This window comes from Streptomyces niger (assembly GCF_000718305.1).
In the GTDB taxonomy this organism is placed as follows: Bacteria; Actinomycetota; Actinomycetes; order Streptomycetales; family Streptomycetaceae; genus Streptomyces; species Streptomyces niger.
In genome coordinates, this window is record NZ_JOFQ01000004.1 from 173,327 (window position 1) to 198,851 (window position 25,525).

The window sequence follows — 25,525 nt, forward strand, 5'->3', positions numbered from 1 at the left end:
GTTGACACGTGACGGCCAACGTGTCACTTTCTACCTGTCGAAGTTGAGCGCAGGCAGCGCCATCCGATGCCACACGCCAGAAGGCGGTGACCACGGATGGCACGCGCACGGAGGGACTGCCCACGGGGATGGACGACGCGATGACCGACAGGACGACACGCATACCCGGCACTGCCGGACACGGCGCGGACAGCGCGCCCTCGGGCACCGAGCCCCGCCCACTTGCCCTGTCGGGCCACCTCGCACCCGTACCGACCGAGATCGACGCGTACGACCTCCCGGTCAGCGGCACGCTGCCTCCGGAACTGCGCGGCCGCTACCTCCGTAACGGCCCGAACCCGCTGCCCGGTAGGGGAGGCGGCGCACACTGGTTCCTCGGGCACGGCATGCTGCACGGCATACGGATCGCGGACGGCCGCGCCAAGTGGTACCGGAACCGCTGGGTGCGCACCACCCGCCTCGCCGGCATCCCGTCCACCCGCCCCGACGGCACTCGCGACCTGGCGAACAACCCGGCCAACACGCACGTCATCGAGCACGGCGGCCGGCTGCTCGCCCTGTGTGAGAGCGGCCTGCCGCACCGGGTGACGCCCGACCTCGACACGCTCGGGCCGGAGGACTTCGGGGGCCGGCTGCACACCGCCATGACGGCGCACCCCAAGGAGGACCCGGTCACCGGGGAGCTGCACTTCTTCGGATACGCGCCGACGCCGCCGTATGTCACGTACCACCGGATGTCGGCCTCCGGGGAGCTGGAGCACAGCCGCGTGGTCGACGTTCCGGCGCCGACGATGATGCACGACTTCGCGATCACCGAGCGGTACGTGGTCTGGCTCGACCTGCCGGTCACCTTCGATGCCGCCTTGCGCGGCACGGGCAGCATGCCGATGCGCTGGAACGACGCGTACGGCGCCCGGCTGGGCGTGATGGAGCGGGCCGGCGACGGACCGGTGCGGTGGTTCGACATCCAACCCTGCTACGTGTTCCACGTCGGCAACGCCCGGGAGGACACGGCGGGGCGGATCGTGCTGGACGCCGTCCGGTACGGCCGCGACACCTTCAACGGCCTGTGGGAGGCGATCGGCGGCGCGAGCGCCGGCCAGGCGGCTCCGGCCCCCGGGACGGCCCCGCCGGGCGTCTCCGGGGCGAGGGCCGCGGCTCCTGCCGCCCCGGGGCCGGTGCTGTACCGCTGGACGCTCGACCCGGCGGCCGGAGCCGTGAGTGAAGCGCCGCTGGACGATCTCCCGGTCGAGTTCCCGACGCTGCACGCCGGGCACGTGGGCCGCGCCCACCGGTACCTGTACCTGGTCTCGGACGCACCGAGCGGCGCGGTGGTGCGGTACGACGTGACCACCGGCGAGCGGCAGACGCACGACGTCGGACCGGACCGGGCGGTCGGCGAGGCGGTGCTCGTACCGGCACAGGACGCGCACGCCGAGGACGAGGGCTGGCTCCTGTCGATCGTCACCGACCGCTCCGGAGCCGGCTCGGAGCTGCTCGTCCTGGACGCCACCGACGTCACCGCGGCCCCGGTCGCCACGGTCCGGCTGCCGCGTGCGGTCCCCGCGGGCTTCCACGGCTCGTGGATCGCCGACGGAGACGGCGGCGCGGACGCGGCCGCACTCGGGAACGAGACCGGGCGATGAACGCATCCCTCTACAACGACAAGCAGCAAGGAGTCGGAACCGTGCACACGGGGGCGAGGATCATGGAGCCGAACACGGCAGCGGAACGGCCTGAGGGGCCCGGCGAACAGCCGGTCACGGGCGCAGCGGAAGTCACCGCCACGGGGGCGGCGACGAGTGCGCACACGGAGGAGACCGCAACCGCCGCACGTGGGGGCGAGCGGTGGTGGAACGGCCTCGGGGAGATGTTCTCGACGCTCTTCTGGGACATCGGCCTGTCGATCGCCGTCTACTACGTCCTGCGGGCGTGCGGCGTGGACGTGTACCCCTCGATGCTCGGCGCCACGGTCGCCGCCGCGCTCCGCGTGGTCTACGTGGCGGTCCTCCCCCGCCGCTTCGATGTCTTCGCGGCGTTCATGCTCTCCGTGTGGGGCGTCGGCCTGCTGCTGTCCTTCGTGAGCGGCGACGCGCGGTTCGTCCTGGCCAAGGACTCGGTGCCGACGGGCCTGGCCGGTCTGATCTTCCTGGGTACGGCGGTCGCCGGGCGGCCGATGATCTACGCGGTCGTACGGCGCACCCAGGGACGCACGCCGCGCGCGCTCGCCGAGTTGGAACAGCGCTGGGCCACCGAACCGGCGTTCCGGCGCACGCTCACGGTCATGACCTGCGTATGGGGCGTCGGCATGCTGGCCGAGGCCGTCGTCAGGCTCCCGATGATCTACCTGCTTCCCGTCGATGCCGCCACCGGCCTCTCGGGCCTGATGCAGCTGGCGACCTTCGGTCTGCTGACCGTCTACACGGTGGTGCACCGTAAGTGGGCCACCCGCCACCTGCGGCGCTGACGCCGCGGGGCACACGGGGCGGCGGGGTACGGCGCGGGGGGCCGTACCGCGCCGCCCCACGTGCATGCGGCACGGGTGGCGCCGCAGGGACGCCCGACGCAGAATCCGGGTGCGCGCCGAAGGGCGGCGGGACCGTCACGACGACCGTGACGGGGACGGTATCGCGTGCGAGCCGTACGAAAGCTCTCCGTGACCGGACGCTCGCGCACCACGGCTCCGCGGCGAGCCCCGACGGGGTCCGGTTATGACCTCGCTCACGAGGCCTTGGCCAACACCCGGCTGGGTCGGCGGTAGTTATCCACAGGCTCAGCGGCGAGGTGGCCATGGCTCGTAAGCTGCCAGACATGAACGACGTGGACGGTGGGCTGGACGAGGCTCCGGGCGGCGTAGGCGCAGGCGCCGGCCCGAGCACAGGCGAGCATGCGCGGACCGGCGGGGCACCGGGCGGTGAGGCGCAGGAGGTCCTGCACCGGGTCTTCGGCTACGACGCGTTCCGCGGCAGCCAGCAGGAGATCGTCGAGCACGTCATCGGCGGCGGCGACGCCGTCGTGCTCATGCCGACCGGCGGCGGCAAGTCGCTCTGCTACCAGATCCCCTCGCTCGTGCGCCCCGGCACGGGCGTCGTCGTCTCCCCCCTGATCGCGCTGATGCAGGACCAGGTCGACGCGCTGCGGGCGGTCGGCGTCCGCGCGGGCTTCCTCAATTCCACCCAGGACCTGGAGGAGCGCCGCCTGGTGGAGGCGGAGTTCCTCGCCGGCGAGCTGGACCTCCTCTACCTCGCGCCGGAGCGGCTGCGCGTGGAGCAGACCCTCGGCCTGCTGGACCGCGGCAAGATCTCCCTCTTCGCCATCGACGAGGCGCACTGCGTCGCCCAGTGGGGCCACGACTTCCGCCCCGACTACCTCGCGCTGTCGATGCTGCACGAGCGCTGGCCCGAGGTGCCGCGGATCGCGCTCACCGCCACGGCCACCGAGGCCACCCACACCGAGATCACCTCGCGGCTGCACATGGAGCAGGCGCGGCACTTCGTGGCCAGCTTCGACCGGCCCAACATCCAGTACCGCATCGCGGCCAAGAGTGAACCGAAGAGGCAGCTGCTGGAGCTGTTGCGCACGGAGCACGCCGGGGACGCCGGCATCGTGTACTGCCTCTCCCGCGCCTCGGTGGAGAAGACCGCCCAGTTCCTGGTGCAGAACGGCATCGACGCGGTGCCGTACCACGCCGGGCTGGACGCGCAGGTCCGCGCGCGCCACCAGTCGCGCTTCCTCCGCGAGGACGGCCTCGTGGTCGTCGCCACCATCGCGTTCGGCATGGGCATCGACAAGCCGGACGTGCGTTTCGTGGCACACCTGGACCTGCCCAAGTCGGTGGAGGGGTACTACCAGGAGACCGGCCGCGCCGGGCGGGACGGCCTGCCGTCCACCGCCTGGCTGGCGTACGGGCTGCAGGACGTCGTCCAGCAGCGGAAGATGATCGACGGCTCGGAGGGCGACGAGGCGCACCGGCGTAGGTTGGCCGCGCACCTCGACGCGATGCTCGCGCTGTGCGAGACGGTGGAGTGCCGGCGGGTACGGCTGCTCGCCTACTTCGGCCAGGAGAGCACGCCGTGCGGCAACTGCGACACCTGCCTGGCGCCGCCGCAGTCGTGGGACGGCACGGTGCCGGCCCAGAAGCTGCTCTCCACGGTCGTCCGGTTGCAGCGCGAGCGCGGGCAGAAGTTCGGCACGGGGCAGATCGTCGACATCCTGATGGGCCGGAAGACCGCCAAGGTCATTCAGTTCGACCACGACGCGCTGAGCGTGTTCGGGATCGGCGCGGACCTGCGGGAGGCGGACTGGCGGGGCGTCGTACGGCAGTTGCTGGCGCAGCGACTGCTGGCGGTCGAGGGCGACTACGGCACGCTGGTGCTGACCGAGGCGAGCGGCGAGGTGCTGCGCGGCGGGCGCCAGGTCCTCATGCGGCGGGAGCCGGAGAAGCCCGCGCGCGCGGCCAGGGCGAAGGCCGCGAAGGGCAAGCGCGCGCCGGTGGACCTGCCGGCGGAGGCGATGCCGGTCTTCGAGGCGCTGCGGGCCTGGCGCGGGCAGACCGCGAAGGAACAGGGCGTCCCGGCGTACGTGATCTTCCACGACGCCACACTGCGCGAGATCGCCACCGCCCGGCCGGCCGGCATCGCCGAGCTGGGCGCGGTCAACGGCGTCGGCGAGAACAAGCTCGCCAAGTACGGCGAGGCCATCCTGGAGGTACTGGCCGACGGGCCGAGCGCCGCGGAGGCGAGCACCGAGGGGGCGAGCACCAAGGGGGCGAGCACCGGAAGGGCGAGCGCCGAGACGGCCAGCGCCGAGGGACCCGCCGGCAACGGCCGGGCGGTCGGTAACCGGACGGGCGGTACCCAGGCGGGCGGTAGCCAGGCGAGCGGTAGCCGGACGAACAGTGGACGGACGGACGGTGGACGGACGGACGGTGGACGGCCGGGCAGCGGCTCGGGGGCAGCCGCCTCCGGCAGGGCTGCCACGGGCGCCGCCGGTCGGCCCGCCGCTCCGGAGCCCGACGCCGACTGGGACTGGGACATGGAGGAGCCGCCGGCGGAGGAGGACCGGGAGGGCGCCTATGGGTGAGCCGCTCGCGTAGGGACGGCGCCAGGAGGGGCCGCCTTGCGCCGGGTGGCGCTGGGCTCCGCGGTAACGCGCTGAGCTGCTTCGGAGCATCGCGTCGGCTCCGGGGATTGCGCTGAGCTTCCGGGGGGCGGGCGTGAGCGTCAGTCGTTGCAGTGGCCCGGGCGGGCATAGACGGAGACGCGGGCGCCGGTGACGTCCCGGACGGCGCAGCGCTCGAAGGAGTCGCGGAGGACCGTGCGCTTGGCAGCCTCCCGAGAGGTCTCGTCCTCCGGTTCGCCATGGGGGTCGCCGAGCACCACGATGCGCTCAGCAGCGTACATCCGGGCTTCGATGCGGTCGGCGGACACCTCCGTGCCGTACAGCGTGCCGGAGGACGCCGGGGACCGGGACAGTGCCAGGTCGGTCAGGCCGCGGAACTGCTCCGGCTCGGACAGCGTCCACACCCGCCGCCTGGCCGGCGTGAAGAGCAGCCCGTCGCCGGGCTCCGCCAGGTCCCGCACGGCCTGGACGACGGCGGTGGCGTCGTCCTTGCGGCTCTCCGGGCCGCGCAGGTGGACGGACAGGGGCAGCAGTCCGACCAGTACGGCCGCCAGCGCCCATGCCGTCCGCCGGCGCACGCGTACCGCCCGAGGGTCGCCCGGGCCGTCGCCCGTCAGCGGCCGGAACACCCGGTCCAGGGCGGCGCCCGCCAGGAGGGCGAAGCCGACGACGTAGTAGAGGACGTAGCGGTCGACGTACACCGGCTTGAGCTGCGAGAGCAGCATCAGGGTGACCTGCGGGGCGATCAGCAGCGGGAGGGCTAGCGGCCGCATCCCCACCGGGTCCTGGGGCGGTACCGGTACGCGGACCGACACCGCTTCGCGGGCCGGTGTCGGTAGGCGGGCCGGTACCGGTACCCGGGCCCGTGCCGGTACGCGGGCACAGAGCACACCCACGACGGCCAGCAGCGCGAAGGTCGCCAGCTGCACGGGGTCGGGCCACAGGATCCAGCTGAGCTGGGCCGACTGCCCCGCGCTGAACAGGGCCTGCGGTGCGAGCCCGACGACCACCACGACGGCGGCGACGAGCCAGGTACGGCGGACCGCGCCGCGCACGGCGCTCGGTACGCCCGCCAGTACGACCGTCACGGCGTGTGCCGTCAGCACCAGCACCGCGAACTCGTGCAGCAGGCAGGCGACCAGCGTCACCAGCGCGTACCCCGCCCACCGGCGCCGCGCGGCCCCGGGCACGCGGAACAACCCCAACCACGAGACCGCCGCAGACCCCACCTCGGATCCCACGGCGAACTTCGCCGCAGACCCCACCTCGGGCCCCACAGCGGACTTCGCCACAGGCCCCGCCTCGGGCCCCGGCGGGGATGCCGGCCCGGCCTCCAGCGCAGCGCTCGCGTCGAGCGCGCGGACGAGGAGGTACGTGGACCACGTGACCAGCGCGCAGACGAGCGCGTACGACCGGCCCTCCTGCGCGTACTCCTGGACCGGTGGCAGGAGCGGGAAGATCAGGCCCGCCGCGATCCCCGCGCGCCGCCCGGCCACCCGCGTCCCCAGGAGCGCAACCCCGGCCGCCGCCGCCGTCATCGCCAGCGCGGACGGCAGCCGCAGGGTCGTCACGCCGCCGCCGACCACGGCGAACAGGCCGTGCATGAAGAGGTAGTAGAGGCCGTGTACGGCATCGACGTGCTGCAGCGTGTGCCACAGGTCGGGGAGGCTGCGGTGGGCCATGTCGTACGTGACGACCTCGTCGCGCCAGATGCTGCCGCCGCGGCGGATGCCCCACAGCCCCAGCACGAGCGCCAACGCGCACGGAGCCGCCACGATCCGCACCCAGGGCGCCACTCCGGCACGCGGGAGGTCCGCAGCCGGTCGGACGTTCAACGCGGTACCGATGACGGACTCCTGAGCACGGGGAGCGGGGGGACGGGAGGGGACGGGGGTGAGGAACGGGGAATGGGGAATGGGGGACGGGGACTGAGGGGGCGGGGAACGGGTTACCGGGACTCGCGTCCGGGCCAGCGCTGGGACAACCGTCGGGCCCGGTGGCGCCGCTTCACATTACCGGCCGCCGTACCGGGACGAATCGCCTGTTCCGCGAACGTACCCGAACGCGGGAGGGGCCGCCCGCACCTGGTGCGAGCGGCCCCTCCCGGCCGGTTCCGACCCGTCAGCTCACGCGGGTGAGCTTGGCGCCGAACGACGGTTCTGCCAGGTCCTTCTGGAGTTCCACGGGTACCTTCACCTGGCCGGGCCCGCTGCCCGCCGTCAGGACGCCGACCTTCGTGCCCGCCTTCGCCTCGTGCGGGATGGTCTTGCCGTTGCCCGACAGTCCGAGCTTCACCGTCAGGCCGCTCCAGCCGACCGCCTTGACGTCCTTGGTCAGCACGACCGGCGTGGTACCGCCGAGCCCGTCGTCGACCACGCCGACGACGTCGCCCTTCTTCAGGACCGTACGGTCCTCCAGCGCGCCCTGCGTCGTGGTGAGCAGGTCCTTGCTGACGGCGTTGGCGGTGTCGATGATCGGCGTTCGGTGCTGGCCGAGCACCGCGCCGACGATCAGCTGCGTGGTGCCGCCGACCCGCTGCAGACCGGCGAAGAGCAGGTTGCCGCCCGCCTTCGAGGTGGAGCCGGTCTTGAGGCCGATCGCGTTGTTGTACGGCGGCAGGGTGTTGTAGTTGCGCCACTGCTTGCCGGACGGGTCCGTCCACGAGGGCAGCTTGGTGATGTCGACGAGCGCCGGCATCTCCATCGCCTTCTTGCCCAGCTTCACCTGGTCCTCGGCGGTGCTGACGGTGGTCTCGATCAGACCGCTGGGGTCGGTGTAGGTGGTGTTCTTCATGCCCAGCTCCTTGGCGGTGGCGTTCATCTTCTTGACGAACGCCTCCTGGGAACCGGCGTCCCAACGGGCCAGCAGGCGGGCGATGTTGTTCGCGGACGGGATCATGACAGCGGACAGTGCGTCCTTCTGCGAGATCGTGTCGCCTTCCTTGACCGTGTCGAGCACCGACTCGTCACCGTGCCCGGCGCCCTTCTTGCCGTCCTCCTCGGCCTGCTTGTCGATCCGGATCTTCTTCCCCGGCTTGCCGGGCTTCAGCGGGTGGTCGCGCATGATGATGTACGCGGTCATCGTCTTCGCGACGCTGCCGATCGGCACCGGCTTCTGCTCGCCGTACGAACCGATCGGGCCGAGCCCGGAGACGTCGACGTACGCCTGGCCCTCGGACGGCCAGGGCATCGACGGCTTGCTGCCGTCGAAGGAGTACGTGGCGTCCGAGGTCAGGGTGAGGCCCGGATCCGGGAGCGGGCGCACGGCCTGCACGATCACGAAGACCAGCAGGAGCAGCAGGGCCAGCGGGGTCCAGATCTTGAACCGGCGCACGATCGTGCGGATCGGAGTCTCGGGCGGCGGCGGGGTGTTGGTGAGCTGCGCCAGAAGGTCGAGCGGGGGCAGCGGCTGCTGCTTCGTACGCTCGGACTCGGGCAGCGCGCCCGGCCCCGCCCCGGGGGCAGCGGTCGACGACTCGGCAGCCGTCGGCTGGGGGCCGGCCGGCGGTACGGCGGCCGGGAGCGCGGCGGTCGCGGCCGGGTCGCCCGGGGCCGCCTTGGCGGCGTCCGCAGCGGTCTTGGGGGCGTCGCTCGGGGTCTTGGCGGCGTCCGCCGGGGCCTTGGTGGTGTCGCTCGGCGCCTTGGCGGCGTCCGCCGCGTCCTTGCCGGTGCCCGCGGCGGTGCCGGGCTTGCCGAGGGGCTCCCCGGCCGGCTTGCCCACGGGTTTCGGCGGCTTGGCCGGCCGCTCGTCCGCCGACTTCAGCGCGACGAACTGGCTGGTCCGCTCCGAGTCCCGCTCGAGGGCCTTCTTGGCGTCCTGCTTACCGTCCTGCTTGGCACCCTGCTTGGTGCCCTTGTCGGCCTGGCCGTCCTCGCCGTCCTTGCCGTCCTCGCCCCCCTTGGCAGTGGTCGGCTTCTTGTCGGCTTCGGCCGCCTTCTTGTCGTCGGCCGTCTTCTCGGGAGAGGCGGTGGACTTTTCGGGAGAGGGGGTGGGCTTGCTGTCGAGCTCGGCGTCGGCCTTCTTGCCCTCGGCCTCGGCCTCGGCCTTCTTGGCACCCTCGGCCGCGTCCTTGTCCGCGTCCGGGGTGCCGGCCGCGGCCTTCTTGGCGGCCTCGGAGCGCTTCGGGATGGCCGCGGCTGTCGCCTTACGGGCCTCGGCTTCCTTCGTGGCGTCCTTCGCGTCCTTCGCGCCCTTGCCGCCCTTGGCGCGCTTGGCGCTGTCCGCGTTATCCGCAGCGCCCTCGGAAGCCTCGGGGCCCTTGGAGCCCTCGGGGCCCTTCGTGGCGTCGGCGCCGGCCTCGGCACCCGCGTCGGTGTCCTTCTTCGTGCCCTTCTTCGCACCCTTCGGATTCACGGCAGCAAACACTCGGGTCGCCTCGTCGACCGGGGTCGACCCGGAGGTCGACTTCGGAGCCAGCGTGCCGAAAACCGCCGTCGGCTGATCCACCTGCCCGGCGCCCTGCTTGCCCTTGGCACCCGGCTCCCGTACGGGCAGCCCAGGCCCGGCGTCGTCGCCCCCCTCGGCGGCGTCGCCCGCAGGGGCCTTCGCGGCACCGGAGGAGCCGTCAGAGGCGTCACCGGAGGCGCCGTCGCGCGTCTCCGCCTCCTCCGCGCCCGCGGCGCCCTCCGGGGCGCCCTTGCCCGCCACCCAAGCGGCCACCGCCGCCTTGAGCCGGTCATCGCCCTTCTCGGGCGCGCCCTGCTCGGCGTCCGCCTCCTCCGGGGCCGACTTCTCCGCGTCCGACTTCCCCTCAGCGGCGTTCTCCGCGTCCGGCTCCCCAGAACCGGTCACGTCCGCGTCCCGCTTCGCACTGCCAACCTTCTTACCGCCGGCCTTCGCGTCCCCGGCCTTCGCGTCCCCGGCCTTCCCGCCGCCGGCCTTCCCGCCGGCAGCCTTCCCGCCGCCGGCCTTCTTGCCGTCCGGCGCCGCATCGTCCGAGGCCGCATCGTCCGACGCCGCATCGTCCGCCTTCGGGGCGGCCGTCTTCGACGCGGCCGGCTCCGAGGCGGCCGGCTTCGCGGTGTCCGTCTTCGGGGTGCTCGTCTCCGGGGCGGCCGGCTCCGCGCCGCCCCGCTCCGTGTCCGCTGCAACCGAATCCGGCTCCGCGGACGTCTCCGTATCCGTCGGTGCATCGCGGAAGACCGCGAGCCGCGGATCGCGTTCGCTCCCCGCCGTCTCCCCCGACGACTGCTTCTGCTCCGACCTGTCGGGGGACTCGCCCGCCACCGGTGTCTCCTTCGTATGTCGCGCTGCTGCTGTGCCCAGTGTTGCCAAGTGTCCTGTGTGCGAGAAGCGCGGCTGCGCTGCCGCGCGGTCCCGGGCCCGCGTCCTGGTCTCGGAGGCTGTCACCCACGCAGTAGACGAGAACGACATACCTACCGGTTCCCTACCGAAACACCCACGCACTCTCGACAGATGAATGTGAGAGGGGTCACCCTGTCATTCATCCACGCGGGGAGGCATGGATGGGCAGGAGCCGCAGAACAATTCCGGAGGAGCTTCTGCTGCTCGCTTTGGACCCGGCCACGGGAACCACAGCGCAGCCGCAGTCGCTCGACCTCGGTCTGGCCGGGGCCCAGCTAGTGGAGCTGGCTCTGGCGGGACGGATAGCCCCTGACGGGGATCGTATCGCCGTGGTGCTGCCACGGCCGACTGGAGATCCGACACTGGACTCGGCACTCGAGTTGCTGCGACGTCGCGGCAGCCCGGTGCGCGCGGTCCACTGGATCGGCGGGCCCCGGCTGGGGCTGCGCCAGACCTACCTCACGCATCTGGAGCGGTGCGGCATGGTGCATGCCGTGGCGGGTCAGATGTGCGGGGTGCTGCCGACGACTCGCTACCAGGCGACGGACACGGCCATCAGCCGGGAAATCAGGGCCCGGCTGGACAACGCGATCCGCACCGGCGTACCCCCGGACCCGCGGACCGCGGCGCTCGCCGCGCTGGCCCATGCGGTCGGCCTCGGCAAGCACCTGTACCCCGGGAACGAAGGGCGCTCCTCGCGCTCCCGCCTCCGGGACCTCATCCGGCACGACCCCATGGGCGGGCTGGTCGCGCACGCCGTCATGGACGTGCAGAACGGCGTCGCGGCGCAGCCGAGGCGCGCACCGGCAGCGGGACCGCCGGGACCCGGAGCCGGCCGGCAGCCGGCGGCCCGGGCGACGGACGGAACGCCTGGCGTTCCGGCACAGCCGCGGCGGGGCAGCATGGCCCGCGTCGGCGCCCGTTAGCAGGACGAGCAGGACCAGGACGGACAGACCGCTCCAGGACGGTCGGGCAGTTCCAGACGGTCGGGCAGTTCCAGGACGAGCAGGGCCGGACGGGCAGGACTCGGCAGCGCAGGACTCGGAAGACGGGCTCCGGACGGAAGGGTCGGCCGGACGAGTTCACGCGCACGCCGCAGGCCGCACAACAGCAGACCGGACAGCAGCAGGACGCCGTCGTCCCCAGGGCGGCACCTGCACGAGCGGTGATCGCGCGGCAGCAGCGCGCGACGACCGCCCGAGCGGGAATCCCGTCCGTGGCAGTAGCTACGCACCACCCTCGCCAGCACCGACACCATCGGCACATCGGCACATCGGCAACGCAGTGACCGGTGACGAGCCACCGCCGACGCGGAGCATCGCGGCCGCGGAACGGCCGGCGGCGGAACGGCCGGCGACGCAGTACCGGGCGCCACACCGCAGCACCTACCGCAGCGCCCGCATCGCAGCACCCATATCGCAGTACCAACCGCACCGTCCCCAGGTCCCGTTCGGGAGCCGCAGAAAGCGCGGGGTGGTGGGCCTACCGTTCGGACGGCGGCAGGCCCACCACCCCGCGTGCGCGTTCCGGGGAAGCCGGACCGTACGGCGAGCGGGCCATGCGGCCCAGGCCGGCCCCGAGGGACCGCATGGCCCCGAAGAGCGGCCGCACACCCCGCAGCCGGCACCGGCACTCGCCAACAGGCCCGCACGCCCTGTCCGGTCCGCACGCCCCTGGTTGCCTCGCACGCCCGCGTAGAAGGGCCGCACGCCCCTGGCTGCACCGCACGCCCCGCAGAAGGGCCGCACGCCGCGTACAGGCCCGCGTACCGCTCCACCGGGCGCCGTGACGTCCGTACGCGCTCCCGGTAACCGCTTGTACGTCCCAGTGCCGGGGCCCGGCCCGCCGCATCCCGTAGCGGCTCTCGTACCCGCACCTACCTTGTCCGGCCATTTCCCAGCGCGGCGCCGACCAGTGGTGGCAATCTGCTGAACAGGAAAAAACAGCAGTCCGGAGCCGGAGGTGCACGTCCCGTGGCGTCCAATGTGAATCCGACCGTCAGGCGTCGCCGGTTGGGCCAGGAGCTGCGCAGGCTCCGGGAGCTCAAGGGCATGACCGCGGAGGAGGTCGCGGAGCGGCTGCTGGTCTCGCAATCGAAGATCAGCAGGTTGGAGAACGGCCGTCGCAGCATCAGTCAGCGCGACGTCCGCGATCTCTGCGGCGTGTACGAAGTCGAGGACCACCGCATCGTCGATTCGCTGATGCAGATGGCGAAGGACTCCCGGCAGCAGGGTTGGTGGCACGCCTTCGGCGACATTCCGTACAGCGTCTACATCGGCCTGGAGACGGAGGCGGCGTCGCTACGCGTGTACGAGTCGCTGCTCGTGCCCGGCCTGCTGCAGACGCCCGGTTACGCGGAGGCCGTGATCCCCGGCACCGTCCCCGAACTGGCACCGGACCAGCTGGAGAAGCGCATCCAGGTGCGCATGCGGCGCCAGGAGCGGGTCAGCGATCCGCACACCCCGCTGCGGCTGTGGGTCGTGCTGGACGAGAGCGCGCTGCGCCGCGTCGTCGGCAGCCACCTCATCATGCGCGAGCAGCTGGAACACCTCGTGGAGATCAGCAAGCTGCCCCATGTGACGGTGCAGGTGCTGCCGTACGACACCGGGGCGCACGCCGGGATGTCCGGCACGTTCTCGATCCTGGAGTTCGACGACGCGGCCGACTCCAGCGTGGTCTACATCGAGGGCGTCACGAGTGACCTGTACCTGGAGAAGACCAACGACGTGCACAAGTACACGATCATGTACGAGCACCTGCGGGCCCAGGCGCTCAACGCCGACCAGAGCCGGGAGTTCATCGCCGAGGCCGCCAAGCAGCACGCCGACAGCAGGGGTTGAGGAGCGGGCGAGCCGTCACCGGGCGCCCCTGACCAGGGTGCCGCAGGCGCGTCGCAGGGACTTCGCCGGGGCGTCGCAGGGGCGGCGCAGGGGGCATCGCCGGGCGTCACTGGGGGCATCGCCGGCAGGAAAGAGCTCGTCGGAAGGGCGGGCGACCGGCTCCGGTGCGGGAGTGGGGCAAGGTACACCCGGCCCACTTTTCTTGAAAAGAGATCAAGGAATATGCCATACGGATGGGTGACACCCCTCTGGCATCGGTGATGTTGGCGCGTAGCGTCATGCATACCGAATCCGCGCCAAGTCGCGGCAACCCAGAGTGAGTCGGAGTGAACATGGTCATCCAGCCGAATTCCGCATTTTCCTGGAAGAAGTCCTCGTACTCCGGTGGCAACGGAGCCTGTGTCGAGATCGCCGTGCCGGCCACCGAGGCCATCGCGGTGCGCGACTCCAAGGACCCCGACGGCCCCCGTCTGACGTTCGACAACGCCGCCTGGAGCACGTTCGTGGCGGAGGTCGGCGCCGGTACGTACGACCTGGCCTGAGCGGGTCGGCGTCCCACCCTTCAGAGGTGCGCGTGCCACACACGCGTACTGCCCCTCAGCACCAACCCGAACAATTCCGCAAATCCACAACTCAATAACTGCATCACAGCACCATGCACCACTGCACCACGCAACACAGCACCACACACAATTTCATCGCTTCACCGCACCACACCGCACCACCGCAACGAGCCCTCTCGACTGGATCGCCGTCCCGGCCGAGGGGGCTCGGCCCATCAGCGCAGCTGATCCACGTAGCGGTCCGTGCCCGGTACGGTCGGGATGAAGGGCGCGACCAGCTCCACCCTCCCCAGTCCGGACGCCGCCACTTCGGCGTCCAGCCCTTCGAAGGTGTCCGCCCAGCAGTCGCGCGGGTCCGCCTCCAGGAACCACAGCAGCGTCAGTCGGGTGTCCACGCCGGCCACTTGCTTCACGTACGCCATCCGGTCGGCCGGCAGCGGCGTCGGCCGGAAGACCGTGACGAGTGCCGCCCGTGAACCCGCGAGCCGGGCCGGCAGCTGCCGCGTACGCAACCACTCCAACAGTTCGGCCCGTTGTTCCGGACCCGCCGCGTCGACCACCTGGAGGACCAGCCCGGCGTACGGGTGGTCCAGGGCGTGATAGTCGCGCGGCCCGGCGTCACCGTCCCGGTACACGGTCGCCTCATGGTCCTGGAAGGCCGTGAAGACATGGGTGCGGGCCTGGTGGACCCGGCCGTCGCGGTTGAGGCGGCGGTTGATGGCCACCGTCCAGCGCATGTGGTCGTCGTAGCGGCCCTCGGTGATCCAGTACGTGGTCAGGTAGCAGCCGGCCGTGACGGGGCCGGCCACTGCCGACGGGTCCGGGTAGCGCAGGAGCTGCAGATCGCGGGTGGCGACCCAGCGGCGTCCCGCGAAGATCCACGGCATGGCCATCGCGCCGGCGATGAAGTGGTCGTCCTCGTACCAGCGGTTGTAGGCGTACTCCTCGCCCGGGTGCGGCTCGACCATGGTGATCAACGCGTGCCCCGGACGCACGCCGTACGGCCCGACTGCGGCCAGCTCTCCGTACGTTCCGCTCCTGGTGTCTTCGGTCATGAGACAGGTGTAGCTGACGCGGCGTCAGTTAGCGAGATACGCGGCCGGCGTCACCGGCGCGGAGCTGCGCGGCACCGTCGACACACAGCCGCGCGGCGCTGCCGGCATGGAGCCGCGCGGCGTCGAATGCCCAGGATATGGAAAGCCGTGCACGCCGGACGGATGCCCGCATAAGCTCCATGCCCTCTGCAGCTAACGCTTGTTAACGGCGTTGGCGCGGGCGAGTGATTGGAGTCAGCCGTCATGCCGGAAACCGCCACCGCACCCACCGTCGCCACCGCGGCCCCCGTTCCCGGGCTCGCCGGGCGGGCGTCGCGGACGGGGGCCTCGCCCGTACGGGAGATCCTGGCGCTGACCGCCCGGCCCGAGGTGATCTCGTTCGCCGGCGGGCTGCCCGCACCGGAGCTGTTCGACGCGGCCGGCATGGCCGACGCCTTCGGGCGGGTGCTGGCCGACCGGCCACAGCAGGTGCTGCAGTACTCGACCACCGAGGGCGACCCGGCGCTGCGCGGGATCGTCGCCGAGCGGGCCACCGGGCGCGGCCTGCCGACGGACGCCGACGACGTGCTGGTCACCACCGGTTCGCAGCAGGGCCTCACGCTGCTGTCGACCGCGCTGCTGGAGCCGGGCGACACGGTGCTCGTGGAGGACCCTTGCTACCTCGCGGCGCTGCAGATCTTCTCCTTCGCCGGCGCCCGGGTCGTGCCCGTGCCGTGCGATGACGACGGACTGGACCCGCAGGCGCTGGACGAGATCGTGGCGCGGGAGCGGCCGAAGCTGCTCTACACCGTGCCGACGTTCCAGAACCCGACCGGGCGCACGCTGCCTGTCGAGCGCCGGGCCGCGATCGGCGCGGTCGCCGCGCGCCGCGGCCTGTGGATCGTGGAGGACGATCCGTACGGGGAGCTGCGCTTCGAGGGCGAGCCGGTGCCGTGGGTGGCGACCTTCCCGGGGGCCGAGGACCGCACGGCGCTGCTGGGGTCGTTCTCCAAGGTCCTGGCGCCCGGCCTGCGGCTGGGCTGGCTGCGTGCGCCGGCCGCGCTGCGCCGCGCCTGCGTGATCGCCAAGCAGGCGGCCGACCTGCACACCTCGACGGTCGACCAGGCGGCGACGGCGTACTACCTGGCGCACGCGGACCTGGCCGGGCACCTGGAACGGGTGACCGCCGCCTACCGCGAGCGGCGGGACGCGCTGCTCGCGGGGCTGGGGGACGCGCTGCCGGCGGGGTCGCGCTGGAACCGGCCGGCGGGCGGGATGTTCGTGTGGGCGCAGCTGCCGGCCGGGTACGACGCGACGCAGCTGCTGCCGTCGGTGGTCGAGCACGACGTGGCGTACGTGCCGGGGGCGCCGTTCTTCGCCGGGCTGGCCGACGCGGGGGCCATGCGGCTGTCCTTCGTGACGCACTCACCCGAGGAGATCCGGGAGGGGCTGCGCCGACTGGGCGCGGCACTGCGCTGAGACCTGCCCGGTAGCACCGGGAGGCCCTGCCGCGGTGGGTGCTACGTGTTGCGTGTCATGCGCTGCGTGCCACGCGCCACGTGCCATGTGTTGCGCACTGCGTGCCGCGTGCTGTTGGGGAGGCGCCCGCGCGGGGTGGCACCGGAGCGGATCTCGGCGTCACCAGGCACGCGCAGCGCACAGCCCCTTCCGCAGTGGCCCCCTCCGGCCTACGCTGACGCACCGTCAGGTCAGGACCGGAGGAGGTTCTCATGCTCCTGCAGGGCAAGACCGTCGTCGTGTCGGGCGTGGGGCCGGGGCTGGGGTCTCGGGTCGCGGAGGCCTGCGTGCGGGACGGCGCCTCCGTCGTCCTGGGCGCTCGCACGGAGGAGCGGCTCGCGGCGTGCGCCGAACGCATCGACCCCTCGGGCGACCACACGGCCTGGCGGGTGACCGACATCGGGGACGAGGCCCGGTGCGCGGCGCTGGCCGGACTCGCGGAGGAACGGTTCGGCGGGGTGGACGCGGTGATCCACGTGGCCGCGCTGGACGGTCACTTCGGCGGCCTGGAGGACGCGGACTTCGACGAATGGCAGCGAGTGGTGGACGTCAACCTGTTCGGAACGCTGCGCATGACGCGGGCCTGCCTGCCCTCGATGCGGGCGCGCGGCGGCGGCTCGGTCGTGCTGATCGGCACCCAGTCCTCGATCGCCGCGCCTTCACAGGTGCGGCAGGCGGCGTACGCGGCGTCCAAGGGCGCGTTGGTCTCCGCGATGTACTCGCTGGCGCGGGAGCTGGGTCCGGACCGGATACGGGTGAACACCGTGCAGCCAGGCTGGATGTGGGGCCCGCCGGTCGAGGCGTACGTACGGATGACCGCGACGGCCGAGGGCGTGCCGGAGGCGGCAGTGCGGGACCGGCTCGCGGCGCGCATGGCGCTGCCGGAGCTGGCCACGGACGGCGATGTGGCCGAGGCAGCGGTCTTCCTCGCGTCCGACCGGGCACGGGCCATCACCGGCCAGTCGCTACTGGTGAACGCGGGTGAGCTGATGCGATGACGCGCATCGGGGCGCGCCGGACCGGCCGGGCGCCCCAAGGGCGCTCCGTACGAACTGCCTCCTCTCCGCACCGCACGGGATCCCGCTCCCGTGGGGTGCCGCCGCATGCGCGGAGCCTGGCGAAGTGTCCGCTCATGGTGCGGTCGACGCCGTGGGCACGACAACGAGGCGTGAGGTCAAGAGACGGCAAAATCGTTCGGTTAGCTGACCTCCGTTCACATCCATGACCTACAAACCCTCTTGACCAGGGCCCGTACCGACGGTTCAATCCCCGAAGCCCCTAATCCCGCTCGGGGGCGCCGCCGAGGCGAAGTGCTGTTGCGCTCTTGCACGTTCACAAGGCGGACCCCTTGGAGGGGGCATGAACGGTCTCGACTGGGCTGTGCTCATCGGATACTTCGGCGTCATGGTCGGCATCGGCATGTGGTCGCACAAACGCGTCGACGACGTGAGCGACTTCTTCACCGCGGGCGGCCGGATGCCGTGGTGGTTGTCCGGCATCTCGCACCACATGTCCGGGTACAGCGCCGTGATGTTCACCGGGTACGCGGGCATCGCCTACCAGTACGGCATCACCTCGTACGTCACCTGGTCCTTCCCCATCGCGATCGGCATCGCCATCGGGGCCAGGCTGTTCGCCGGCCGGCTCAACCGGCTGCGGTCCCGGCTGCACGTCGCCTCGCCGCTCGAATACCTCAAGTCCCGCTACAACCTGCCCACCCAGCAGGCGCTCGCCTGGTCCGGCGTGCTGCTGAAGATCGTGGACGTGGGCGCGAAGTGGGCCGCTATCGCGACCCTGCTGTCCGTGTTCACCGGGGTGTCGCTCAACCAGGGCATCCTGATCACCGGCGCCGTCACGGCCGTCTACTGCACGGTAGGCGGGCTGTGGGCGGACGCGCTCACCGAACTGGGCCAGTTCGTCATCCAGCTGCTGGCGGGCGTGGCCATGCTGGTGACCGTGCTGGCCGAACTCGGCGGCGTCAGCGCCCTGTGGACCGTCTGGGACGACCTGCCCGACACCCACACCCAGCCGACCGTGGGCCCGTACACGCTGACCTTCCTGCTCGCGTACCTGTTCATCAAGACCTTCGAGTACAGCGGCGGCATGTGGAACCAGGCGCAGCGCTACATGGCCACCGGCAGCGCCCGTGAGGCGCGGCGCTCCGCCCTGCTGTCGGCCGCGCTGTGGTTCGTCTGGCCGGCGGTGCTGTTCTTCCCGATGTGGGTCGCGCCGCTGCTGGTCAAGGCCCAGAAGCCGGACGCGTCGGACTCGTACGCGCTGCTCACCGAGCACCTGCTGCCGCACGGGCTGCTGGGGCTGGTCATCGTGGGCTTCTTCTCGCACACGATGGCGATGTGCTCCTCGGACGCCAACGCCATCGCGGCGGTGTTCACCCGGGACATCGCGCCGGCAGTCTCGGCGAAGGCCCGGGCCTGGACCCACCGGGCGGGCCTGGTGGCCGCTCGACTGTCGACCCTGTCCTTCCTCGGCCTGTCGATGGCGATCGCCACGCAGGTCGACTCGCCCGCCTTCGCCGGCATCATCTCGGTCGTGATCAAGTGGGTGGCCGGCCTGGTCGGGCCGATCTCGATCCCGTTCCTGCTCGGCATGTTGCCGGTCTTCCGCCGGTCCGGGCCGGTGGCGGCGCTGACGTCCTGGGCCGCCGGCCTGTTCGCCTTCTGGCTGACGAACTACGGCATCGCCGACGTCTCGCTGCAGATCCAGATCGTCTCCCCGGTCGCCGTCTCGCTCGTGCTGTTCGCACTGATCGGACTGGTGAAGCCGGAAGCCACCCCGGAGCGGGATGCACTGCTGGCCCGAATCAACTCCGACGGGGACGGGGACGCGGACGGCGAGGGCTCGGCCGCGCTTCCCGTACCCCCGCAGGGCACGGCAGCGGAGGACGCCCCTAAGGGGGTGTGACGACCGGTGAACAGCGGGCCGGCCGGGCACGAAGCCCGGCCGGCCCGGCGTACCTAGCGGCTACTTCATGTATCCGATGTGCTCGTAGGTGATGTCACTCATGCCCTGCGCACCCAGGTTGGCCAGGCTCTTCTTGAGGGCGATGATGTCGGGCCGCTGGTAGATCGGCAGCATGCCGGCGATCTTCCAGGCCTCGGCGTCGGCCTGGTTGACGACCTTCAGCGACTCGGTGGGGTCAATCGTGTGGCCGGCCTTCTTCATGAGGTCGTCCAGCTTCTTGCTGCCGACCCTGGCGTCGTTGTTGCCGCCGTTGCTCAGGTAGATGTTGCTCGCGCCGGTGGCCGCGAACGGGGTGCCCATCATGCTGTAGGGGGAGACGTCGAAGTCGCCCGGAGTGATGTACTTGTCGAAGAACTCGTTCGTCGCGACGGTCTGGACATCCAGCTTGACGCCGATCTGGCCGTACAGCTGGGTCAGGATCGTGCCCTCGTTCTTCGCGCCCGGGACGCCGGAGGGGATCACGAAGCGCAGCGAGAGCTTCTTCCCGTCCTTCTCCCGAACCTTCCCGTGCAGCTTCCAACCCGCCTCGTCCAACAGCTTCGCCGCGCCCTTGGGATCGTACTTGCCCAGGTCAGCCGAGTTGTCCTGGTAACCCTTCTGGTTGGGGACCAAGAGGTGGTTGTCCATCGTCTTGGCGGGCCAGTTCAGGCCCTTGAGGTTGGACTCGGCGAGCGTCTTGCGGTCCGTCGCCATGAAGAGGGCCTGCCGCACGCGTGGGTCCTTGAGCTTCTCGCTCTTGCCGTTGAAGGCGAACACCCGGTAGTTGGGGCCACCCGCCTCGCGGATCTCACCGCTCTTGACCGCGGCGGCCTGCTTGTAGGCGGAGGGGTCACCGCCGACATTGAAGTAGTCGATCTCTCCGTTGGCGAAGGCCGCCGGCATCGACCCGTTTTCCATCGCATGGAAGACGATCTTGTCGAGCTTCGGCTTGTCCCCCCACCACTTGAGGTCGGCGACCACAGTGATGGTCTGAGCGGTCTTGTCGATCGAACCGACCTTGAAGGCGTTGGCGGTGACCGGCATCTTGTTGATGTACGCCGTGTTGAACTTCTCCGGGTCCGAGACGTACTTCGCCGGATACAGCGGGGTGTTGTTCGGCGCGCTGAACAGGGACTGCCAGTCGGCGAAGGGCGTGTCGAAGGTCAGGATCGCCTCGTAGTCGTCCTTGCCCTTCTCGACCGAGGAGACCTCCTCGTAGCCGGCCGACGAGGCGATCTTGTACGCCTTGTCCTTGCCGCTCATGGCCTCGACGTTGGCCTTGAGGTCCTTGTAGGTGATCGGAGTGCCGTCGGACCACTTCGCCTTGGGGTTCAGGTGGAAGGTGACGACCTGCTTGCCGCCCTTGGTCTCGCTCTTGGCATCCAGCAGGAACGCCTTGTTGGGAACCTGCTTACCCGAGGCGGACGAGTGCCACAGAGAAGGCATGACGGACTCCACCACGTCGCCCGTACTGGCCTGCTGACCATCGATCTCCAGCGAGTTCCACTGCGTGGAGAACTGATCCACCGCCCAGTTCAGCGTCCCGCCCTGCTTGAGCTTCGCCGGGTCCTGCTGGTTGATGTCGAGCGCGGTGGCCTTGGGCGCCGACTTCGGCTTGCTGTCGGCGTCGTCGCCTCCGCCGCACGCGGTCAGCGCGAGCGAGGAGGCCGCGACGGTGGCGATCAGGGCGAGCGGGACGCGGGTGTGCTTCACGTGGGGTCCCCCACTTTCTGGGCGGTACGCGGATGCGTACGTACGGATGGAACGGGTGGCGAGCGGTGCGGGTTCCGGCCTCGGACGACCTCGATGCCCGGAGGACCCCGATGCCCGGACGACCTCGATGCTCAGACGACCTCGATGCCGGCCGCGAAGTGGCAGGCGGCGGCGTGGTCCGTGGCCGCGGCTCCGACGCCGGCCGGCTCCGGGTCCTGGTCCCGGCAGCGGGCCTGGTCATCGGCGGCCAGCGTGGCGTACTTCGGGCAGCGGCCGCGGAACCGGCAGCCGGACGGCACGTCCGCGGGGCTCGGCAGGTCGCCGCTGAGGAGGATGCGGGTGCGCTCCCGCTCCTTCCTCGGGTCCGGCAGCGGCACCGCGGACAGCAGGGCCTGGGTGTACGGGTGGGAGGGCGCGGCGAAGACCTCGTCGGCGGCGCCGGATTCCACGATCCGGCCCAGGTACATCACCGCGATGCGGTCGGCGATGTGGCGTACGACGGACAGGTCGTGGGCGACGAAGAGGTAGCTCAGGCCCATCCGGGTCTTCAGTTCGTCGAGGAGGTTGAGCACGCCGGCCTGGATGGAGACGTCCAGCGCGGAGACCGGTTCGTCGAGGATGACCAGCTTCGGCTCCAGGGCCAGGGCGCGCGCGATGGAGATGCGCTGGCGCTGACCGCCGGAGAACTCCTGCGGGTAGCGGTCGGCGTGCTCGGCTTCGAGGCCGACCATGTCCAGCAGCTCGGGGATGCGTGCCGCGATTCGCGCCTTGTCCCAGCCGTGCGTCTTCAGCGGTTCGGCGAGGATGTCGCCGACCGGCATCCGGGCGTCCAGCGCGGCCATCGGGTCCTGGAAGACGATCTGCATGTCGCGGCGGAGCGCCTTGCGGTCGGCGCGGCTCAGGCCCCGGATGTCCTTGCCGAAGACGGTGACCGTACCGGCCTGTCCGCTGGGCAGGTCCAGGATCTCCAGCAGGGTGGTGGTCTTGCCGCAGCCGGACTCCCCGACCAGGCCCAACGTCTCGCCCTCGCGGACGTCCAGGCTGATGCCGTCCACGGCGCGCACGGTGCCGACGGTGCGCTTGATGACGGCGCCCTTGGTGAGCGGGAAGTGCTTGACCAGGCCGGTCAGCTCCAGGACGGTGGGTCGCTGGTCGCGGGGCAGCCGCTCGGTCTCGGTGGGGGCGGGGAGTTCGGGGACGGGGAAGACCTGGCTCCGCGGCAGTTCGTCCGTACCGACTTCGTGGGCGCGGTGGCAGGCCGAGGGGTGGTCGGCGCCCTCGGCGGTCAGCAGCTCGGGCTCGGCCTCGCGGCAGCGGTCCACGGCGATGGGGCAGCGGGGCTCGAAGGGGCAGCCGGGCGGCAGGGCGGAGAGGGAGGGCGGGTTGCCGTCGATGGGGACGAGGGCCTCCCGCGGACCGTCCTGCGAGGGGGACGCCTCGTCCAGGCGCGGGATCGAGCCCAGCAGGCCGATCGTGTACGGCATGCGGGGCCGGTAGTACACCTCGTCGACGGGGCCGGACTCGACCGGCCGGCCCGCGTACATCACCTGTACCCGGTCGGCGAAGCCGGCGATGACGCCGAGGTCGTGCGTGATCATCACGATCGCGGCGCCGGTGACCTCCTGGGCCTTCTTCAGGACGTCCAGGACCTGCGCCTGGATGGTGACGTCCAGGGCGGTGGTCGGCTCGTCGGCGATGATCACCTGCGGGTCGTTGGCGATGGCCATGGCGATCATCGCGCGCTGCCGCATGCCGCCGGAGAACTCGTGCGGGAAGGCGTCGGCGCGGCGTCGCGGGTCGGGGATGCCGACCAGGTCGAGGAGTTCGACGGCCCGCTCGTGTGCGGCCTTCTTGTCCAGGTCCTGGTGGACGCGGAGCGCCTCGACGATCTGGTTGCCGACGCTGTAGACGGGGGTGAGGGCGGAGAGCGGGTCCTGGAAGACCATGCCGATGCCCTTGCCGCGGATCTTCGACATCTCGGCGTCGCCGCGGCCCAGCAGTTCTTGGCCGTCGAGGCGTACGGAGCCCTTGATGTCGGCGCTGTCCGGCAGCAGTCCGAGGACGGCCATGGAGGAGACGGACTTGCCGGAGCCGGACTCGCCGACGATGCCGAGCACTTCCCCGGCGTGCACGGCGTAGTTCACGCCGCGTACGGCGTGCACCGTGCCCGCTTCGCTGGGGAAGGAGACGTGCAGGTCGCTGACTTCGAGTACGGGCCGGGCCGCCTCGCGCTGCTGCTCGGTCACGAGGCGGCGCCTTCCTTGAGGTCCTTACGGGAGGTACGGGCCGTACGCGCCTTCTTGCGCGGCGCGCGGGCCTTGGCGTGCGCGGCGTTCGGGTCCAGCGCGTCGCGCAGCCCGTCACCGATGAAGGCGATGGACACGCCGATCAGGACCAGGCAGCCGGCCGGGAAGAAGAACAGCCAGGGGTAGGTCGCGGCCATGTTGGTGTTGTCGGCGATGACCGTGCCCAGGGAGACGTCGGGCGGCTGGACGCCGAAGCCGAAGTAGGACAGGCCGCTCTCGCCGATGACCGCGGCGCCGGCCTGGATGACCGCGTCGATGATCAGCATCGAGGCCATGTTGGGCAGGATGTGCCGGAAGATGATGACCGGGGCCGGTACGCCCATGTACTTGGCGGCCTTCACGAACTCCCGGTCCTTGAGGGTGAAGGTCATGCTGCGGACGACCCGTCCGGTGATCATCCAGCTGAACGCGGCGAGCAGGGCGACGAACACCAGCCAGCTGGAGCCGCGGAACAGCGGGGACATGACAGCCACGATCAGGAACGCCGGCATGACCAGCAGCAGGTCCACGATCCACATCAGGACCCGGTCCACCCAGCCGCCGAAGTACGCGGAGAAGGCTCCCACGGTGGCCGAGAGGAAGGTGGAGATCACGCCCACCAGCAGGCCGATGACCAGGGACTTCTGCAGGCCACGCATGGTGAGCGCGAAGAGGTCGATGCCGCCTTGGGTGGTGCCCCACCAGTGGTCGGCGGTCGGGCCCGACATGAAGTTGAGGAAGTCGTGCGTCTTGTAGTCCCACTTGGTCAGCAGCGGCCCCACGTATGCGGCGAGGAACAGCAGGACCAGCACCGCGAGGCCGAAGAGCGCGAGGCGGTTGCGGGCGAAGCGGCGGACGGTCAGCCGCAGCCGTCCGGTGCGGCGCGGGGTGCCCTTGTCGGTTTCCACGGGCACGGGGACGGGTGCGGGGGCCGGGTCGGCCACGGGTGGTTGCTGGACGCTCATCGCGCGTTCTCCAGGGAAGCGGTGGGGGTTGCGGTCGGTCCGTACGCAGGCGGGCGCATCAGCGCACCCGTACGCGCGGATCGAGGGCCGCGTACAGCAGGTCGGAGAGCAGGCCCGCGATCAGCACCAGGACCGCGGTGAACAGGCCGACCGCGGCGACGGAGTTGACGTCCTGCTTGGTGATCGAGTCGACCAGCAGCTCGCCCATGCCGTGCCAGCCGAACGTCTTCTCGGTGAAGGTGGCACCGGTGAAGAGCAGCACGATGTTGTAGACCAGCAGCGGCACCACAGGGAGGATCGCGGTACGGAGGCCGTGCTTCACGAGCGCTGCGCGCCTTCTGAGGCCCTTGGCGCGTGCGGTGCGCAGGAAGTCGGAGCCGAGCACGTCCAGCATGGTGCTGCGTTGGTAGCGGCTGTAGAGGGCGACCTGTACGAGGATCAGGGTGAGGGCCGGCAGCAGCATGTGCTGGGCGCGGTTGACCAGCGCGTCGAGGCCCCACTGGCCCGCGTACTGGGAGTCGTACTCGCCGAGGACCTTGATGGTCTGGGTGCCGTCGTTCAGGGCGGTGGCGCCGATCTTGAGGGCGACGCCGATGACGAAGACCGGCATCGCGAGCACGAAGAACGAGGCGAGGGTGGAGAAGCGGTCGAAGAACCGGTACTGCTTGATCGCTCCCAGCGCGCCGATCGCGACGCCGAGCACCGAGCCGATGAGCGTGGCGAGGAGGAGCAGGCGGGTGCTGACGCCGACGCGACGGCCGAAGTCGTCGTTGACGGAGTCGCCGTCGATGGTCCTGCCGAGGTCACCGTGGGCGATGTCGCCCGCCCAGTGGGCGAACCGGACCACCACGGGGGTGTCCGGGTTCATGTTGTAGTCGTCCAGCGTCTTGGTGATCGTGGCTTCGGGCACCGGTGGGTTGCGGCCCTCGAACTTCAGCCGTGGATTGAGACTGAGCCCGGCGAGGAAGTACGTGAGCGACGCGGCGACGACCACCAGGACCAGGTAGTTGGCCAGTCGGCGCAGCAGGTAGCGACCCATGAACGTCTTCCCCTCTGATGAACCTGCCGCCGCCAGAGCTGGTCTCGAATCGCGGCGGTGCGGTCGGAGAGCGGGTCCCGGGTACCGGGTGCGGACAGCTTCTTGGGTGCGGACAGGTTGGAGCCCACGAACCGTCGGTCAGCGGCTCGCGGTGCACATCTTGCATTCGGTGTGACGCTTTG

At 71.1% G+C, this 25,525-nt stretch carries 16 protein-coding genes; 9 read left to right on the forward strand and 7 right to left on the reverse strand.

Annotated features, from left to right (window positions below; translation table 11 throughout):
- Positions 1 to 140: 140 nt before the first annotated feature.
- From IF20_RS09625 to recQ, 3 genes are all read left to right on the forward strand, one after another.
- Positions 141 to 1,646, forward strand: a complete 1,506-nt coding sequence (locus IF20_RS09625; protein ID WP_110944055.1) for a carotenoid oxygenase family protein — start codon at positions 141 to 143, stop codon at positions 1,644 to 1,646.
- Entirely contained in the window at positions 1,643 to 2,467 is an 825-nt protein-coding gene (locus IF20_RS09630; protein ID WP_052864671.1) for a VC0807 family protein, read from the forward strand. Before IF20_RS09625 ends, IF20_RS09630 begins: the two co-directional genes overlap by 4 nt.
- Before the next feature lie 344 nt (positions 2,468 to 2,811).
- On the forward strand, positions 2,812 to 5,082 hold the full coding sequence (recQ, locus tag IF20_RS09635; protein ID WP_110944026.1) for a DNA helicase RecQ: 2,271 nt from the start codon (positions 2,812 to 2,814) through the stop codon (positions 5,080 to 5,082).
- Between the two features lie 140 nt (positions 5,083 to 5,222).
- Here the strand turns inward: recQ and IF20_RS39875 are convergent, their stop codons facing one another.
- Together IF20_RS39875 and IF20_RS09645 are read right to left on the reverse strand one after the other, a co-directional pair.
- Positions 5,223 to 6,899, reverse strand: coding sequence for a glycosyltransferase family 39 protein (locus IF20_RS39875; protein WP_052864901.1), 1,677 nt, complete (start codon positions 6,897 to 6,899; stop codon positions 5,223 to 5,225).
- 343 nt (positions 6,900 to 7,242) lie between these two features.
- Positions 7,243 to 10,347 carry a D-alanyl-D-alanine carboxypeptidase family protein gene (locus IF20_RS09645; protein WP_052864672.1) on the reverse strand — a complete coding sequence of 1,035 codons (3,105 nt, stop codon included), beginning with the start codon at positions 10,345 to 10,347 and terminating at the stop codon, positions 7,243 to 7,245.
- A 239-nt stretch (positions 10,348 to 10,586) separates the two neighbouring features.
- On the opposite strand from IF20_RS09645, the gene IF20_RS09650 reads away from it, so the two are divergent.
- The 3 genes from IF20_RS09650 to IF20_RS09660 all read left to right on the forward strand — a co-directional run bounded on the left by IF20_RS09650 (position 10,587) and on the right by IF20_RS09660 (position 13,807).
- The gene (locus IF20_RS09650; protein ID WP_052864673.1) at positions 10,587 to 11,351 is read left to right on the forward strand and encodes a GOLPH3/VPS74 family protein; all 765 of its coding nucleotides are present in this window, start codon (positions 10,587 to 10,589) and stop codon (positions 11,349 to 11,351) included.
- A gap of 1,047 nt (positions 11,352 to 12,398) precedes the next feature.
- The gene (locus tag IF20_RS09655; protein ID WP_052864674.1) at positions 12,399 to 13,265 is read left to right on the forward strand and encodes a helix-turn-helix domain-containing protein; all 867 of its coding nucleotides are present in this window, start codon (positions 12,399 to 12,401) and stop codon (positions 13,263 to 13,265) included.
- Positions 13,266 to 13,597: 332 nt separating this feature from the next.
- Entirely contained in the window at positions 13,598 to 13,807 is a 210-nt protein-coding gene (locus IF20_RS09660; protein ID WP_052864902.1) for a DUF397 domain-containing protein, read from the forward strand.
- A 236-nt stretch (positions 13,808 to 14,043) separates the two neighbouring features.
- Here IF20_RS09660 and IF20_RS09665 read toward each other — a convergent pair whose 3' ends face one another.
- Positions 14,044 to 14,883 (reverse strand): hypothetical protein, encoded by an 840-nt coding sequence (locus IF20_RS09665; protein WP_052864675.1) that lies wholly within the window; start codon positions 14,881 to 14,883, stop codon positions 14,044 to 14,046.
- Between the two features lie 243 nt (positions 14,884 to 15,126).
- Here IF20_RS09665 and IF20_RS09670 point away from each other — a divergent pair, with 243 nt between their 5' ends.
- The 3 genes from IF20_RS09670 (at position 15,127) to IF20_RS09680 (ending at position 19,302) form a co-directional block, all read left to right on the forward strand.
- On the forward strand, positions 15,127 to 16,341 hold the full coding sequence (locus tag IF20_RS09670; RefSeq protein WP_052864676.1) for an aminotransferase-like domain-containing protein: 1,215 nt from the start codon (positions 15,127 to 15,129) through the stop codon (positions 16,339 to 16,341).
- Positions 16,342 to 16,592: 251 nt separating this feature from the next.
- Positions 16,593 to 17,378, forward strand: coding sequence for an SDR family oxidoreductase (locus IF20_RS09675; protein WP_052864677.1), 786 nt, complete (start codon positions 16,593 to 16,595; stop codon positions 17,376 to 17,378).
- Between the two features lie 361 nt (positions 17,379 to 17,739).
- A complete protein-coding gene (locus IF20_RS09680) occupies positions 17,740 to 19,302 on the forward strand; it encodes a sodium:solute symporter family protein (protein WP_052864678.1) in 1,563 nt (520 codons plus the stop codon).
- A 60-nt stretch (positions 19,303 to 19,362) separates the two neighbouring features.
- Here IF20_RS09680 and IF20_RS09685 read toward each other — a convergent pair whose 3' ends face one another.
- The 4 genes from IF20_RS09685 to IF20_RS09700 form a co-directional block, all read right to left on the reverse strand.
- The gene (locus tag IF20_RS09685) at positions 19,363 to 21,054 is read right to left on the reverse strand and encodes an ABC transporter family substrate-binding protein (RefSeq protein ID WP_110944027.1); all 1,692 of its coding nucleotides are present in this window, start codon (positions 21,052 to 21,054) and stop codon (positions 19,363 to 19,365) included.
- 131 nt (positions 21,055 to 21,185) lie between these two features.
- On the reverse strand, positions 21,186 to 23,300 hold the full coding sequence (locus IF20_RS09690) for an ABC transporter ATP-binding protein (RefSeq protein ID WP_052864679.1): 2,115 nt from the start codon (positions 23,298 to 23,300) through the stop codon (positions 21,186 to 21,188).
- Positions 23,297 to 24,304 (reverse strand): ABC transporter permease, encoded by a 1,008-nt coding sequence (locus tag IF20_RS09695; RefSeq protein WP_110944028.1) that lies wholly within the window; start codon positions 24,302 to 24,304, stop codon positions 23,297 to 23,299. The genes IF20_RS09690 and IF20_RS09695 overlap by 4 nt, the downstream gene beginning before the upstream one ends.
- 58 nt (positions 24,305 to 24,362) lie before the next feature.
- A complete protein-coding gene (locus IF20_RS09700) occupies positions 24,363 to 25,343 on the reverse strand; it encodes an ABC transporter permease (protein ID WP_052864680.1) in 981 nt (326 codons plus the stop codon).
- Positions 25,344 to 25,525 lie beyond the last annotated feature (182 nt).